Annotated in this window: 12 protein-coding genes; 4 read left to right on the top strand and 8 right to left on the bottom strand. The window is 52.8% G+C overall.

Annotated elements, in window-relative coordinates:
* Window positions 1-62: 62 nt before the first annotated feature.
* Window positions 63-1,484 carry a signal recognition particle protein gene (gene ffh, locus Q4551_RS07255; protein ID WP_303432806.1) on the bottom strand — a complete coding sequence of 474 codons (1,422 nt, stop codon included), beginning with the start codon at window positions 1,482-1,484 and terminating at the stop codon, window positions 63-65.
* A gap of 470 nt (window positions 1,485-1,954) precedes the next feature.
* Between ffh and Q4551_RS07250 the strand changes: the two genes are divergently transcribed.
* On the top strand, window positions 1,955-2,638 hold the full coding sequence (locus Q4551_RS07250; protein ID WP_303432804.1) for a DUF2461 domain-containing protein: 684 nt from the start codon (window positions 1,955-1,957) through the stop codon (window positions 2,636-2,638).
* Window positions 2,639-2,791: 153 nt separating this feature from the next.
* Complete coding sequence (locus Q4551_RS07245) at window positions 2,792-3,601, top strand: inner membrane protein YpjD (RefSeq protein ID WP_303432802.1); 810 nt, start codon at window positions 2,792-2,794, stop codon at window positions 3,599-3,601.
* A gap of 9 nt (window positions 3,602-3,610) precedes the next feature.
* Here Q4551_RS07245 and Q4551_RS07240 read toward each other — a convergent pair whose 3' ends face one another.
* Together Q4551_RS07240 and Q4551_RS07235 are read right to left on the bottom strand one after the other, a co-directional pair.
* Complete coding sequence (locus Q4551_RS07240) at window positions 3,611-4,189, bottom strand: hypothetical protein (protein WP_303432801.1); 579 nt, start codon at window positions 4,187-4,189, stop codon at window positions 3,611-3,613.
* A gap of 16 nt (window positions 4,190-4,205) precedes the next feature.
* Window positions 4,206-4,544 (bottom strand): DUF1508 domain-containing protein, encoded by a 339-nt coding sequence (locus Q4551_RS07235; protein WP_303432800.1) that lies wholly within the window; start codon window positions 4,542-4,544, stop codon window positions 4,206-4,208.
* Window positions 4,545-4,850: 306 nt separating this feature from the next.
* Between Q4551_RS07235 and Q4551_RS07230 the strand changes: the two genes are divergently transcribed.
* Window positions 4,851-5,108 (top strand): GlsB/YeaQ/YmgE family stress response membrane protein, encoded by a 258-nt coding sequence (locus Q4551_RS07230; protein WP_303432799.1) that lies wholly within the window; start codon window positions 4,851-4,853, stop codon window positions 5,106-5,108.
* Between the two features lie 57 nt (window positions 5,109-5,165).
* Here the strand turns inward: Q4551_RS07230 and Q4551_RS07225 are convergent, their stop codons facing one another.
* From Q4551_RS07225 to Q4551_RS07210, 4 genes are all read right to left on the bottom strand, one after another.
* Window positions 5,166-5,837: a carbonic anhydrase gene (locus Q4551_RS07225; RefSeq protein WP_303432797.1), complete on the bottom strand. Its 672-nt coding sequence runs from the start codon at window positions 5,835-5,837 to the stop codon at window positions 5,166-5,168.
* Between the two features lie 162 nt (window positions 5,838-5,999).
* Window positions 6,000-7,799 (bottom strand): sodium-extruding oxaloacetate decarboxylase subunit alpha, encoded by a 1,800-nt coding sequence (oadA, locus tag Q4551_RS07220; protein ID WP_303432796.1) that lies wholly within the window; start codon window positions 7,797-7,799, stop codon window positions 6,000-6,002.
* A gap of 15 nt (window positions 7,800-7,814) precedes the next feature.
* Entirely contained in the window at window positions 7,815-9,230 is a 1,416-nt protein-coding gene (locus Q4551_RS07215) for an acetyl-CoA carboxylase biotin carboxylase subunit (protein ID WP_303432795.1), read from the bottom strand.
* A gap of 623 nt (window positions 9,231-9,853) precedes the next feature.
* Window positions 9,854-10,852: a YeiH family protein gene (locus tag Q4551_RS07210; RefSeq protein WP_303432794.1), complete on the bottom strand. Its 999-nt coding sequence runs from the start codon at window positions 10,850-10,852 to the stop codon at window positions 9,854-9,856.
* A 243-nt stretch (window positions 10,853-11,095) separates the two neighbouring features.
* On the opposite strand from Q4551_RS07210, the gene Q4551_RS07205 reads away from it, so the two are divergent.
* Window positions 11,096-11,998 (top strand): LysR substrate-binding domain-containing protein, encoded by a 903-nt coding sequence (locus Q4551_RS07205; protein ID WP_303432793.1) that lies wholly within the window; start codon window positions 11,096-11,098, stop codon window positions 11,996-11,998.
* A gap of 192 nt (window positions 11,999-12,190) precedes the next feature.
* Here the strand turns inward: Q4551_RS07205 and ribB are convergent, their stop codons facing one another.
* Window positions 12,191-12,862 (bottom strand): 3,4-dihydroxy-2-butanone-4-phosphate synthase, encoded by a 672-nt coding sequence (gene ribB, locus Q4551_RS07200; RefSeq protein ID WP_303432792.1) that lies wholly within the window; start codon window positions 12,860-12,862, stop codon window positions 12,191-12,193.
* Window positions 12,863-12,873: the final 11 nt, after the last annotated feature.

The following is a 12,873-nucleotide window of genomic DNA, read 5'->3' as shown; positions in this document are numbered from 1 at the left end:
CCTGACGGGGATAACCACATCAGGCTTTTGGATATCGACTGGTTTATTGACCAGCTGATGGCCTAGCGCATGGGTGGCATACCGCCACCACCACCAAAGCCCGGTGGCAAGCCGCCACCCGGACCGCCCATACCGCCGCCACCCATACCACCCATGGCGCGCATCATTTTTTTCATGCCACCTTTGGCGGTGACTTTTTTCATCATTTTCTGCATTTGCTTGTGCTGTTTCAGCACCCGGTTAACGTCCTGGATCTGGGAGCCAGAGCCGTTGGCAATACGTTTTTTACGGGAACCGTTGATCTTGTCCGGGAAACGGCGCTCGTCCAGCGTCATGGAAAAAATAATCGCTTCCATCTGCTTGAACTGGCTTTCAGCGGCGGTGGTTTGTTTCGCCATCTGGTTCATGTTGCCCATACCCGGCAACTTGTCGAGCATACCGGTCAGGCCACCCATATTTTTCATTTGCTGCAACTGGTCGAGGAAGTCTTCAAGATCGAAGCCTTTGCCTTTTTGCAGTTTTTTCGCCAGCTTGTCGGCCTTGGCCTTGTCGATATTACGTTCGGCTTCCTCGATCAGGGTCAGTACGTCACCCAGGTCGAGAATACGGGAAGCAACACGATCGGGATGGAAAGGCTCCAGCGCGTCGGTCTTCTCACCCATCCCCATAAACTTGATCGGTTTGCCGGTAATATGACGCACCGACAGGGCCGCACCACCACGCGCATCACCGTCTGCCTTGGTCAGTACCACCCCGGTCAACGGCAAGGCTTCACTGAAGGCCTTGGCGGTGTTGGCCGCATCCTGACCCGTCATGGCATCAACCACAAACAGGGTTTCGATCGGGTTGATTCCGGCGTGGAGTTCCTTGATCTCGGCCATCATGGCGTCGTCGACCGCCAGACGTCCGGCGGTATCCACCAGCAGCACATCAGCGTGGGCCTTTTTCGCGGCGTCGATCGCACCACGGGCAATGACCAAAGGTTTCTGGCTGATATCAGACGGGTAAAACAGCGCCCCGACTTCGTTGGCAAGGGTTTCCAGCTGTTTGATGGCGGCCGGACGATACACGTCGGCAGAGACCACCATGACTTTTTTCTTTTCACGCTCGGCCAGATATTTGGCCAACTTGGCGACGGTGGTGGTTTTACCCGCACCTTGCAGACCGGCCATCAGCACAACAGCCGGAGGCTGGGTCGCCAGGTTCAGCTTTTCGTTGGCTTCACCCATGACGCTTTGCAGCTCTTCATGGACAATTTTCAGAAAGACCTGACCCGGATTCAGGCTTTTCAGCACCTCGGTGCCAATGGCGCGCTCTTTAACCTGATCGGTAAAGGCTTTCACCACGGGCAAGGCCACGTCGGCCTCCAACAGCGCCATGCGAACTTCACGCACAGTGCCTTTGATGTTTTCTTCGGTTAACTTGGCCTGGCCGGAAATGCTTTTGAGGGCTTTGCCAAGTCGGTCGGTCAAACTTTCGAACATAATGACAACTCGTATGCTGGTACGTCTGGCCGGGACTGGATAACCGGACCGGCGCTTCGTTTGCGAAAAATAGCCTTGAGAGGACATCGATTTAATCTTGCACGGCTCTGCGCGAGTGTTGCCGTTGTTCAGGGGCTGCCGGATGATCTCGACTCGGTGTCGCCGACTTGTGACTTGACCCGTCAGGCCTGCAAGTCGGCTTCGTGATTCGAAACCATCCAGTGGCCCAGAGTGAGCACCGGATTAAATAGATGTCCCCCCGAGTATACCCTCTTTAAAGGCGGTTATCTTCACACCCTTGGGCGAATTCGTCACAGTCGACGTTACCCGAACCATACCCGTTGGTGGCAAGCTCGACACCAGAGCCGACCAGGCAAAGCCGATTGCCTGGCTACCCGGGTTCTGGCAACCAATCAAACGCGGCCGCGGGAACTCATGCCATCGCCGCCACCTCTTGGGAGAGCAACACGATGTTTACGGCTTTTTCACCGGAATTACTGACTTTTTTGCAACAACTGCGAGAGAACAACAACAAGGCCTGGTTTCAACAACACAAGGCCGAATACGAACAGCAGGTGCGAGGCCCGGCACTGGCGTTTATCGCGGCGATGGAAATGGAAGTTCGTGCCATCTCTCCGTATTACACCGCGGTGGCCAAAAAAGTGGGCGGATCGTTAATGCGGCCGTACCGGGATACCCGTTTTTCGAAGGACAAAACGCCGTACAAGCTGAATGTCGGCATCCAGTTTCGCCATGAATCAAGCAAGGATGTCCATGCGCCGGGGTTTTACCTGCACATTGAACCGGACGAGGTATTTATCGGCGTGGGTGTCTGGCACCCGGATTCGCCCTCACTGGGCAGGATTCGCGACGCGCTGGCAGAACGACCGGCCCATTATCTGGATGCCATGGCGAACGATGATTTCCAGCAATACTTTCAGTTGGCGGGTGACCGCCTGGTCCGGCCACCCCGGGGTTACGACAAGGAACATCCGCACATTGAGGAAATCAAGCGCAAGGATTTTATTGCCCTGACTACATTAGACCCGGCCATGCTGTTTCAGGCCGAGTTTTGCGATCAGGTCGCCCGGCGCTTTCGGGCTGCCAGTCCGTTTCAGGGCTGGCTCTGCGATGCCCTTGGGTTGAGATACTGAAGTAACACGCCAGCAGAATAATCCCGATGGAAAGAGCCACCGCTCTTGACCGGCATGCCAATTGCTCCCCAACGGGGTTATCTCGGCATGGCATCTGCTTTGCGAAGCGGAAGCCATGTGCGACACTGGACGCGTCTTTTTGGAAACCTGTTTATGTCCGAATTTTTTGTTGCCCTTCCTGCGGCTGCCCTGTATCTGTTTTCTGCCTTCCGCCAGTGGCAAACCATTCGTGGTGATCGCCCGGCCAATCGTAATATGGTGCTCACCCTGGCCATGCTGGCCTCTCTCACCCATATGGGTGTACTGGTGTTCAGTGCCGCCACCAACAGTAGCGACCAGTCCGGAATCAATTTCGCCTTTTATGACATTGGCTCTGTAATCGGTCTGCTTATTACCTTGCTGTTGCTGTTTTCCAGTCTGAAAAAACCGGTAGAGAATCTGTTTGTCGGGTTATTCCCGATGATTGTGATAGTGCTGCTGGTGTCATCGCTGTCCCAGCGCCACGAGTCTTTACAGCATCTCAGCTACGGCCTGGTCTGGCATATCATGCTCTCGATGCTGGCATACAGTGTGTTTGTGATTGCGGCAGTGCAGTCGATCCTGCTGTCCTTGCAGGACCGTCACTTGCGCAAGCACAAGACCCACGGCCTGATCCAGGCCTTGCCACCGCTACAGACCATGGATGTGCTGCTGTTTGAGATGATATGGCTGGGGATGATTCTACTGACCATGGCGTTTGCCATTGGCTGGCCGAGTGTGGTGGATCTGAAAGAGCAGCATCTGATTCACAAGGTCGCTTTTGCCTCGATTGGCTGGTCGGTATTTGCCTTGCTGCTGTTTGGTCGTTATCGCTTTGGCTGGCGTGGTGTCACAGCCAGCCGCTGGACGTTAATCGGTACCGGTTTTCTGGTGCTGTCCTACTTCGGTTCCAAGTTTGTGCTGGAAGTACTGATCGATCGATAAAACCAGCAATCAGCGGCGCTGGTTCAGTAACTGCAAATAGTCACAGATACTGGCCATCAGCCCCTGATACACCCAGAAAGCATCCTCGCCATCGGATTTTTTCAGTTCGGCAATGCCATTCAGCCAGCGACTCAGGCGTTTCATCACGGTTTCGATACTCATCACCAGCCAGGCGTCATTGGCGATGAACTTGTCGACGATGTAATCCAGCCGGTCAAACGTGTGCTTCAGCAGTGGATAGCGGGTATTGAATACCTTGCTTTGCTGTATCTCGATAAAGTGCTCGTAGGCGTCGTCACAGTAGTGTCTGGGCTTGCTGGCTTCCGCCAGATACCCAGCCTGATAGGTAGCCATCAACGAATCGAAGCCTGCCTCAAAAGCGGCCACTGAGTTAAGTGCCACAAAGGGAGACAGGATGTCGCCGACAAAATCGTAGACCTTCAATACATCCTGCACCATCGCCTCAAAGGTCTGTGAAAAGTCGCTACCCGGCACATGGCCAGCCACCGTACGGTGAATTTCCAGCCATTCCGCCCGGGTAACAGACACGACTGCCAATTCTTTCAGAATAGTCAGCTCATTATTCATCGCCTTTCTCCACTTGTCAGGCTGTCGTCAAATCAGCAATCGCTGCAATGCAGGCGTTATCCTTGACGGCGTGCAGGGCGTTGTCGAACAAGATCTGATCTCCAAATAACGCACTTTTGGCAATGATCTGGCCTTGGGTGTCCTTGATAACAAAAAAGGTCTCACCTGCCGGGGTTCGGCCTGCTGCAATCTGATGTCCCATCAACGAACCCAGCTGCACGTCCTTGATTCCTTGTTCGGCCTCGGCTTTGGTCGGGTAATCACCGCCCAACAGCAGTGAGTGGCCACGACTACTGAGCAGTTCAAACGTAAATGCCTGGCTGATCGTCGTTTTCAGTTCAAATGTCGCTGACATAACTGGCTCCTGTAGCGTCTGACGCTATGCTTTGAATGAAGGTGTCCTTGATACGTCAGCAAGCCAGGGGCCAGGGTAAAAACCGCCCTTTTGACCTCTTTGCCCAGGGTTTCGTAGGCTTTTTTGTCATCAACCCGACAAGGCTGTCAGAAACACTCTGATACTTTGTCAATGCTGAACATCAGGCATCACATTGATTTCATGTGTCATTATCGATTTTCTTGAACTATGCAAGGCACATCAATCCAAAGGCAGGCATGGCGACGGGTACAACATCAGCCAATAAACAAGAGAGGAGGGGAAATCATGGAGTTAGCGAATTTATTGGTGTTTTTATTCATTGGCGCGACTGCCGGATGGCTGATCAGTACGCTAAAAAAAGAAGGTGGCTTCAGGATTATTGTCAATCTGATAATTGGTATTGTCGGGGCGTTTATTGGTGGTCTTGTCTTTGCGCTCACCGACCTTGCCGCCATTGGTTTTATTGGTTCGGCCCTGATGGCAACGGTCGGGGCATTACTCTTGCTGTACATTGGTGACGTCATGCAAAAGCCCGATCCGTAAAAGGATCAGGCCAACCAGACACGGGACTCTGCCGGAAGCAATATTGGGTTCCTTGTGTCAGCTGTCAGCGAGTGCCTTGATATGGTCTGCGTAACGCTCGGCAAACGGCATAAAGTCTTCACACTGTTCATCGCTGCACAAAATATCGCCGCTCTTGATGTCATACACCCAGCCATGCAGATAAATCTTTTTGGCGGCCACCTTGGCGGCCACACAAGGATGCGTCCGAATATGGGCGACCTGCTGCAAAACGTTCTGGCTGATGGCCTCATTCAGATAACAGGTGTCTACCGGTGTATTCCAGGCGATGCCATGACGCTCACGCACAATATCCATAGCGGAACGGCAGTGCCCCAGCCATTCTTTTACGTGTGGTAAACCCTGATCCTTGATCGCCTGAATATCCAGCGCCCCCTTGATCGCGCCGCAGTCGGTATGGCCACAGATAATTACATGGCGCACCCCGAGTACCGCAACAGCGTATTCAATGGAAGCCGTCATCCCCCCGGTGAAGTTCGAGGGTGGCGGCACAATGTTGCCGGCGTTGCGACAAATAAACAGGTCGCCAGGTTCTGAACCGGTGACCAGGTTAGGATCAATGCGGGAATCAGAACAGGTAATAAACAGGACATCCGGGCTTTGGCCATCGGCCAGCTCACCAAACAGATCTTTATTTTTCGGGTAGATGTTTTGCTGAAAATTCAGCACACCCTGCACCAGTTTTTTCATCTCTCTTCCTCAAAATGCCATCAAGCGGTTGTTCCGATTTATAAGCCGGGAGATTACGTCACCCGCGTAATCAACACATCTCTTTTGATGTGAATCATCGGAGTCATTCCATCAGCATGGTGAGTTGGGTAGCAGATTGCCGGTGTGCGTAAACGAAGTGGCTCAGCCGATCTCGATCAGCACTTCGCCGGGAGTGACGCGATCCCCTTTGGTGACATAAACCGCCTGGATCACACCGGCGATATTGGCGCTGATTTCAGTTTCCATTTTCATGGCTTCTGCCACCATAACTGCCTGACCGGCTTTGACGGTATCGCCTTCCTTGACCAGCACATCCACCACATTACCTGGCATGGTGGCCGTGACGTGACCGGGTTCCGTTGCGCGTTTACGGCCTTTGCTGGCACCGTCATCAACATATTCATTTAACGGTTCAAAGATCACTTCTTGTGGCACGCCGTCCATACTGAGATAGATCTTGCGCTTGCCAGCCCCAAAATCACCAACGCCGGTGACTGCGATATCGTAGCTTTCTCCGTGCACATCGATAACGAACTCGGTGGCCACACCCATTTTGCTTTTGCTGTCGACATCCGCCGCCAGCAGCGCTTCGGGCATCAATGTACCGGCAGCACGCTGCTGCAGGAATTCACGCCCCAGATCCGGGAACATGGCAAAGGTCAGTACGTCTTCGTCATTCAGGGCCAACTCGCCGATATCGGCTTTCAGGCGCGCCATTTCGGCATCCAGCAAATCCGCCGGACGGGTTTCAATAATACCTTCCGTACCAATCGCTTGCTGTTGCAGTTCGGCGTTCACGGCCGCCGGTGCCTTGCCGTATCCCCCTTGCAGGTAACGTTTGACTTCGTTGGTGATGGTTTTGTAACGCTCCCCTGCCAACACGTTGTATACCGCCTGGGTGCCGACAATCTGAGAAGTCGGCGTCACCAGAGGAGGGAAGCCCAAGTCTTCACGTACCCGTGGAATTTCTGCAAATACATCGCGAATCCGGTCGAGGGCATTCTGTTCTTTCAACTGGTTGGCGAGGTTGGACATCATGCCCCCGGGCACCTGGTTGATTTGCACCGAGACATCTTCACGGGTGAACTCGGATTCAAACTGGTGGTATTTTTTGCGCACATCACGGAAGTAATCGGCGATCTCGCCCAGCCCTTCCAGATCCAGTCCGGTATCGTATTCGGTGCCTTTCAGCGCGGCCACCTGTGATTCACAGGCCGGATGGCTGGTACCACTGGCAAAGGAAGAAATCGCGGTATCTATCCGGTCGACACCGGCTTCAATCGCTTTCATCTGACACAGCGGCGCCAGACCGGAAGTGCTGTGGCTGTGGATCACAATATCTACGTCCACTGCTTCTTTCAGCGCCTTGACCAGGTCATAAGTGCCATACGGTGTCAGCAGACCGGCCATATCTTTAATGGCAACGGAGTCGGCTCCCATATTGACCAGATCCTTGGCTTGCTGCACAAACAGATCCAGCGTGTGTACCGGGCTGGTGGTGTAACAGATAGTGCCCTGGGCGTGTTTGCCTGCGGCCTTGACCGCTTTCATCGCGGTTTCGAGGTTGCGCAGGTCATTCAAGGCATCAAAAACCCGGAACACATCCATGCCGTTTGCTGCCGCTTTATGGACAAATGCCTCAACCACATCATCGGCGTAATGGCGGTAGCCGAGCAGGTTCTGGCCTCGCAGCAGCATTTGCAAACGGCTATTGGGTAACGCCGCCCGCAGTTGGCGCAAGCGTTCCCAGGGGTCTTCTTTCAGAAAACGGACGCAAGCATCAAACGTTGCCCCACCCCAGACTTCCAGCGACCAGAATCCGGCTTGATCCATTTTTTCACAGATCGGCAGCATGTCTTCGGTACGCAGGCGGGTAGCAATCAGCGACTGGTGAGCATCACGCAGAGTGACGTCGGTTACCTGTACTGGCTTCTTGATCATGTTCAATCTCCTCGATTAGGCGGCCATATGGGCTGCGATGGCCGCGGCCAGCGCCAGGGCAATTTCACTGGGGTCTCGTTTTTCTGAGTAGTTCATCAGCTCAGGATGGCTGGGTACAAAACTGGTATCAAACACCGCTTTTTCAAAATCTGGATGAGCCAGAATCTGCTGGTAATAAGGTGCTGTGGTTTTGACTCCGCGCAAACGCATATCATCGATGGCCCGTTTACCCCGGGCGATCACTTCTTCCCAGGTCAAGGCCCAGCAAATCAGCTTCAGACACATGGAATCGTAATGAGGCGGAATGTCGTAACCGGTGTAAATCGCTGTATCTACCCGAACCCCCGGGCCACCTGGCGCGTAGTAATGGGTGATATGACCGAAGCTGGGCAAAAAGTCGTTTTTGGGGTCTTCGGCATTGATACGGAACTGCAAGGCAAAGCCGCGATAACTGATGTCTTGCTGACGATAACTGAGCGGTAAACCCGCAGCGATACGCAGCTGTTCGCGCACAATATCGACGCCGGTAATCTGCTCGGTAATGGTGTGCTCTACCTGAACCCGCGTGTTCATTTCCATGAAATACACCTTGTTGCCGGTCAGCAGGAACTCAACCGTACCGGCATTTTCATAGCCCACCGCAGCGGCGGCCTTGACGGCAAGAGTGCCCACATACTCACGCTGCTCCGGCGTGAGTTGTGGGCTGGGTGCAATCTCAATCAGTTTCTGGTTGCGACGCTGGATCGAACAGTCGCGTTCGTACAGATGTATGACATTTCCCTGGCTGTCGGCCAGAATCTGTACTTCGATATGGCGGGGATTAACGATGCACTTTTCCAGAAATACATCAGCAGAACCAAAGGCCTTGGTCGCTTCGGATATGACTCGGGGGTACTGCTGGCGTAATTCTTCCGGGCTGTCGCAGCGGCGAATCCCCCGACCACCACCACCGGAAGTGGCCTTGATCATCACCGGGTAGCCGACCTCTTCTGCCAGCATTAACGCTTCGCTAATGTCTGCCAGGTTACCGTCGGAACCGGGCGTAACCGGCACACCTGCCGCCCGCATCGAATCACGGGCCTGGGTTTTGTCACCCATGCCATGAATCACCGCCGATTTGGGGCCAATAAAGGTAACGCCTTTTGCTTCACAAAGGCGGGCAAATTCCGCGTTTTCAGACAAAAAACCGTAACCGGGGTGAATGGCATCACAACCGGTCGAGACTGCCAGATTCACTAGTCGCAGAGGGTCCAGATAACCCGCTAACGGATCGTCCCCTAACGAGTAGGCTTCGTCCGCTCGTTTGACATGCAGGCCATAACGATCGGGTTCGGTGTAGATGGCAACCGAGCGAATTCCCATTTCGGCGCAAGCGCGCACAATACGCACTGCAATTTCGCCACGGTTGGCGATCAATACCTTCTTCAACATGAGTCAAGCCTCGAACATGGTTGATGGGTTCACCCTACGACACTCGTATATCAATCCAAAATTGATATTATTTTAGTCAGCCATAAGCTTTACCTTATAGACAAGCTGCAGCTATGGACTCAACAAAGCCCGGCAGAACCAGTTCTGTTCAACGATGGTGTCAGCCTCTTCTCTATAGCCGTTACCCTGATGACTGATGACCACCGATTGCCCAACAACAGCCACATCAGCCACATCAGCCGCATCACCATGACAGGGCAACCGGCCAGCAGCTTGACCTGACGCAATCAGCCCCGGTCTTGACGTCATAACGGCCTGAATATGAACAAACACATCCACTCATTCAGGCCGGTTCAGGTCATCACCGGAGGTGAGACAGAGAGGAGCAAGAGCTAAAAAGCGGAGACAGAACCAACCGCAGAACGGGCAGGTCGCCGCCCTGATTCCGTGCAACTGCATCATAAGCGGGCCATGGTTCAGTTATGACATCGGTAAATTATACTTATGCAAAGTGCTTTCGTAATGGCTAAAAGACATCTCGAAAAATAAAGAAACTGACTATTAAACAAACAATAAAGCCAGCATTTAAAAACGGAAAACCGGTCAACCATTGATTAATAAAATCAGAAACCACCGCTTATAATAATCACCAACAATGGCACCAAAAACAGCAATACCGAAAGAACCAGCAACAAGAACAATGGCCGCCAGCTTTCACCCAGCAGATTCGCGAACTGGATTTTTGCACCCAGGCCAACCATCGCCGTTACCAAAAAAACAGTGGATAATTCTTCCGCCAACCATTTGACCTGATCACCAATAAGCCCCAGAGCATTAAGCGTTACAATAGCAGCAAATGCGTATAGGAAACCGGGCAAGCCATTACCATGATCGCTGTTTGATTTCTGCCAAATGGCAATAATCGCAATCACCGGCACCAGCGCCGCAACACGCAACATCTTGGTATAAATGGCAACATCACCCACCGTATCGGAAATGGCGTAACCAGCCCCGGCTACCTGGGCGACATCATGAATGGATATACCGATCAAGACACCGGCACTTTGAGCGTTAATACCCAGCACATCCACCAGAAATGGATAACTGATCATGGCAATACTGCCGATTCCGGTGACGCTGGCAGCAATATAAGGAAGAATCCGGGACGTCCCCTGACGAGCACTCAATACTGCCGCCACTGCCATCGCAGCCGACGCGCCGCAAATAGCCACCGCTGCGCCACCAATCAGCCAGCACTCCGTCGGTAGCCGTAACCAGCGACCAATCACCCAGGCCAACAGAATTGTCAGCGGAACACTCAGACTCACCAACAATACCGGGGTCCAGCCAAGCGCCAGCACCTGATGAAAATCCAGTCTCACTCCCAGCAACACCACCCCCAGTTTCAGAATATTCTGCCGACTGAATTCTATGCCACTGTAGAGTGGAAATTCCCGCGCTGGAGCACCAATAACATAGCCAAGAAAAAGCGCCAGAATCAGTGATGGCACACCCCAAAAAGGCGATGAAAAAACAGCTGCCATACCCAGAGCCAGACAGAGAGCAAAACCAGGAATAATCGAGCCTTGTGAGCTGAGCAGGGTATAAAGTCGGAAACCCACGGAGTGATCCTTAAACAGTGATTTGAGATCCGGTTATTGCAGATATTGTGCCACCCGAAAACATCACCCAATCCGCGCTCCAGCAGCGATATAAACAAGGAAGAAAAAGCCTCAAACAGCGTAAAAAAACGCTGCAAAAAAGAGCAACAACAGTCTGTTTATATTCCAGGCACGGTTAATGCTTCAGTTAATATTCAAACGTATCCGCGGTTCCCTGAACTCATCAACGTACTGGAATATTTTATGCCCGTTACACTACGCCAACTGGAAATTTTTTCGTCGGTCGTCAAAAACGGAAGCTTCAGCGACGCGGCAAAAGAACTCAATCTGTCGCAACCGGCGGTCAGCATGTCGGTCTCGCAACTCGAAAATATTCTGGGAGAGCGGGTCTTTGATCGCGTCGATCGTACTCTGTTACTCAATGATCGAGGCCGGGCCATATTACCCCTGGCGGTTGAGCTGTGCTCCCGCGCCAGTGAAATAGAAACCGGCCCCAATACGCACCTGACACAACAGGTTGGCTCATTAAAAATAGGAGCCAGCTCGACTATTGGCAATTATTTATTACCGGTCATATTGGGAGGGTTTATCAAGCAACATACAAAAGTCAATATTCGCCTGAATTCAAGTAATACGGAACAGGCACTGGAAGATTTATCTTCTTTTAAAATTGATATTGCTTTTATTGAAGGCATCAGTGTCGCTCCGGAATTACAGGCATTTCCCTGGCGACAGGATAATCTGGTTATTGTGGCACATCCGAATCATTCACTAGCAAAACATCCACCGTCCAATGTCCATGATTTACTTGACAAGCCTGACTGGATATTACGTGAATCCGGATCCGGTACCCGTACCATATTCGAGAATTCATTACGTGATCATTTACATGAATTAAAAGTCTATCTTGAATTAGGGCATACCGAAGCGATTAAAACAGCAGTCGCCAGTGGATTGGGCGTCAGTTGCCTGTCGATTACCGCCGTCAAGGCCATGATCGATCACGGTGATCTGGCAGCGGTGGCAGTACCTTTTCTGGATTTGAAACGGAACCTGTATATCGTGGTGCACAAAGACAAATATCGTAGCCGTTTAATGAATGCGTTTTTGCGCTTCTGCGAAGACTGGTCCGCCAATACGGCATAACCCTTTCCGGCAACCCTTTCCCGCCATCACGGCTGACTCAAGTCAGCCCATCCCGGCGCCCGGCCAATCAGCAAAAACTCAGCCGCTGCCGACATAAGATTGTTACTGTCTCCTGTTGTCTCCAGACACCCATGCTCAGCACAGGCGGTGCCTGGCAACGCCTGATGCAGAAAGTGCCCGGCCCAGAATCAATCAGAAATACTCTCCGACCAGCTGGCCAACAGAGCAATCCTGAAAATTGGCCCGTTGGGCCTGGTAATCCACCAGATCACGAATCGCCAGCGTCTTCAGGCCAAATTCTTTAGCCAGTTGCCGCAGGTCACTCTGCCCTGCCATACCACCGTCGTAGTTCATGATTTCGCAGATCACAGCACCTGGCGTCAGACCAGCCAGCTGGGCCAGTTCAACCGAGGCTTCGGTATGACCGGAGCGCTCCAGTACACCACCAGCCCGGGCGCTCAATACCGGCAAATGCCCAGGTGCAATCAGATCACCCGCCTGACTCGCCGGGTCCAGGGCAACTCGTACAGCCTCCGCCCGGTCTGGTGCGGAAATCCCTGTCGTTACACCAACCCTGGCATCCACTGGCATACAAAACGGGGTGGCATGAGCCGTCTGGTTTGCTTCTGGAGCCACCAGCAGAGAAAGCCCCAGTGTCTGGGTACGGGATTCTGGCAGCGCTAAACAGATCAGGCCACGTCCATGAATCGCCATAAAATTAATGGCTTCCGGGGTAGCGTGTTCTGCAGCCACACACAGGTCACCTTCGTTTTCGCGGTCTTCATCATCGGTCAGAATAATGATGTTACCGGCCGCCAATTCCGACAGGGCGGCGCTTAACTTGATGGATGGCATATTGGACATACGTCCTCCTG

This window comes from Oceanobacter sp. 5_MG-2023 (assembly GCF_030548165.1).
Taxonomy (GTDB): Bacteria; Pseudomonadota; Gammaproteobacteria; order Pseudomonadales; family Oceanobacteraceae; genus Oceanobacter.
Note: the sequence above shows the minus strand (reverse complement) of the source record. Positions and strands in the feature narration are given on the sequence as shown.

Bases quoted from the DNA above. Each gene is read 5' to 3' on its own strand.
- Q4551_RS07205 (WP_303432793.1), top strand. From the start codon at position 11,096: ATGCCCGTTACACTACGCCAACTGGAAATTTTTTCGTCGGTCGTCAAA.
- oadA (WP_303432796.1), bottom strand. From the start codon at position 7,799: ATGATCAAGAAGCCAGTACAGGTAACCGACGTCACTCTGCGTGATGCT.
- Q4551_RS07230 (WP_303432799.1), top strand. From the start codon at position 4,851: ATGGAGTTAGCGAATTTATTGGTGTTTTTATTCATTGGCGCGACTGCC.
- Q4551_RS07235 (WP_303432800.1), bottom strand. From the start codon at position 4,544: ATGTCAGCGACATTTGAACTGAAAACGACGATCAGCCAGGCATTTACG.
- ribB (WP_303432792.1), bottom strand. From the start codon at position 12,862: ATGTCCAATATGCCATCCATCAAGTTAAGCGCCGCCCTGTCGGAATTG.
- Q4551_RS07225 (WP_303432797.1), bottom strand. From the start codon at position 5,837: ATGAAAAAACTGGTGCAGGGTGTGCTGAATTTTCAGCAAAACATCTAC.
- ffh (WP_303432806.1), bottom strand. From the start codon at position 1,484: ATGTTCGAAAGTTTGACCGACCGACTTGGCAAAGCCCTCAAAAGCATT.
- Q4551_RS07240 (WP_303432801.1), bottom strand. From the start codon at position 4,189: ATGAATAATGAGCTGACTATTCTGAAAGAATTGGCAGTCGTGTCTGTT.
- Q4551_RS07250 (WP_303432804.1), top strand. From the start codon at position 1,955: ATGTTTACGGCTTTTTCACCGGAATTACTGACTTTTTTGCAACAACTG.
- Q4551_RS07245 (WP_303432802.1), top strand. From the start codon at position 2,792: ATGTCCGAATTTTTTGTTGCCCTTCCTGCGGCTGCCCTGTATCTGTTT.
- Q4551_RS07215 (WP_303432795.1), bottom strand. From the start codon at position 9,230: ATGTTGAAGAAGGTATTGATCGCCAACCGTGGCGAAATTGCAGTGCGT.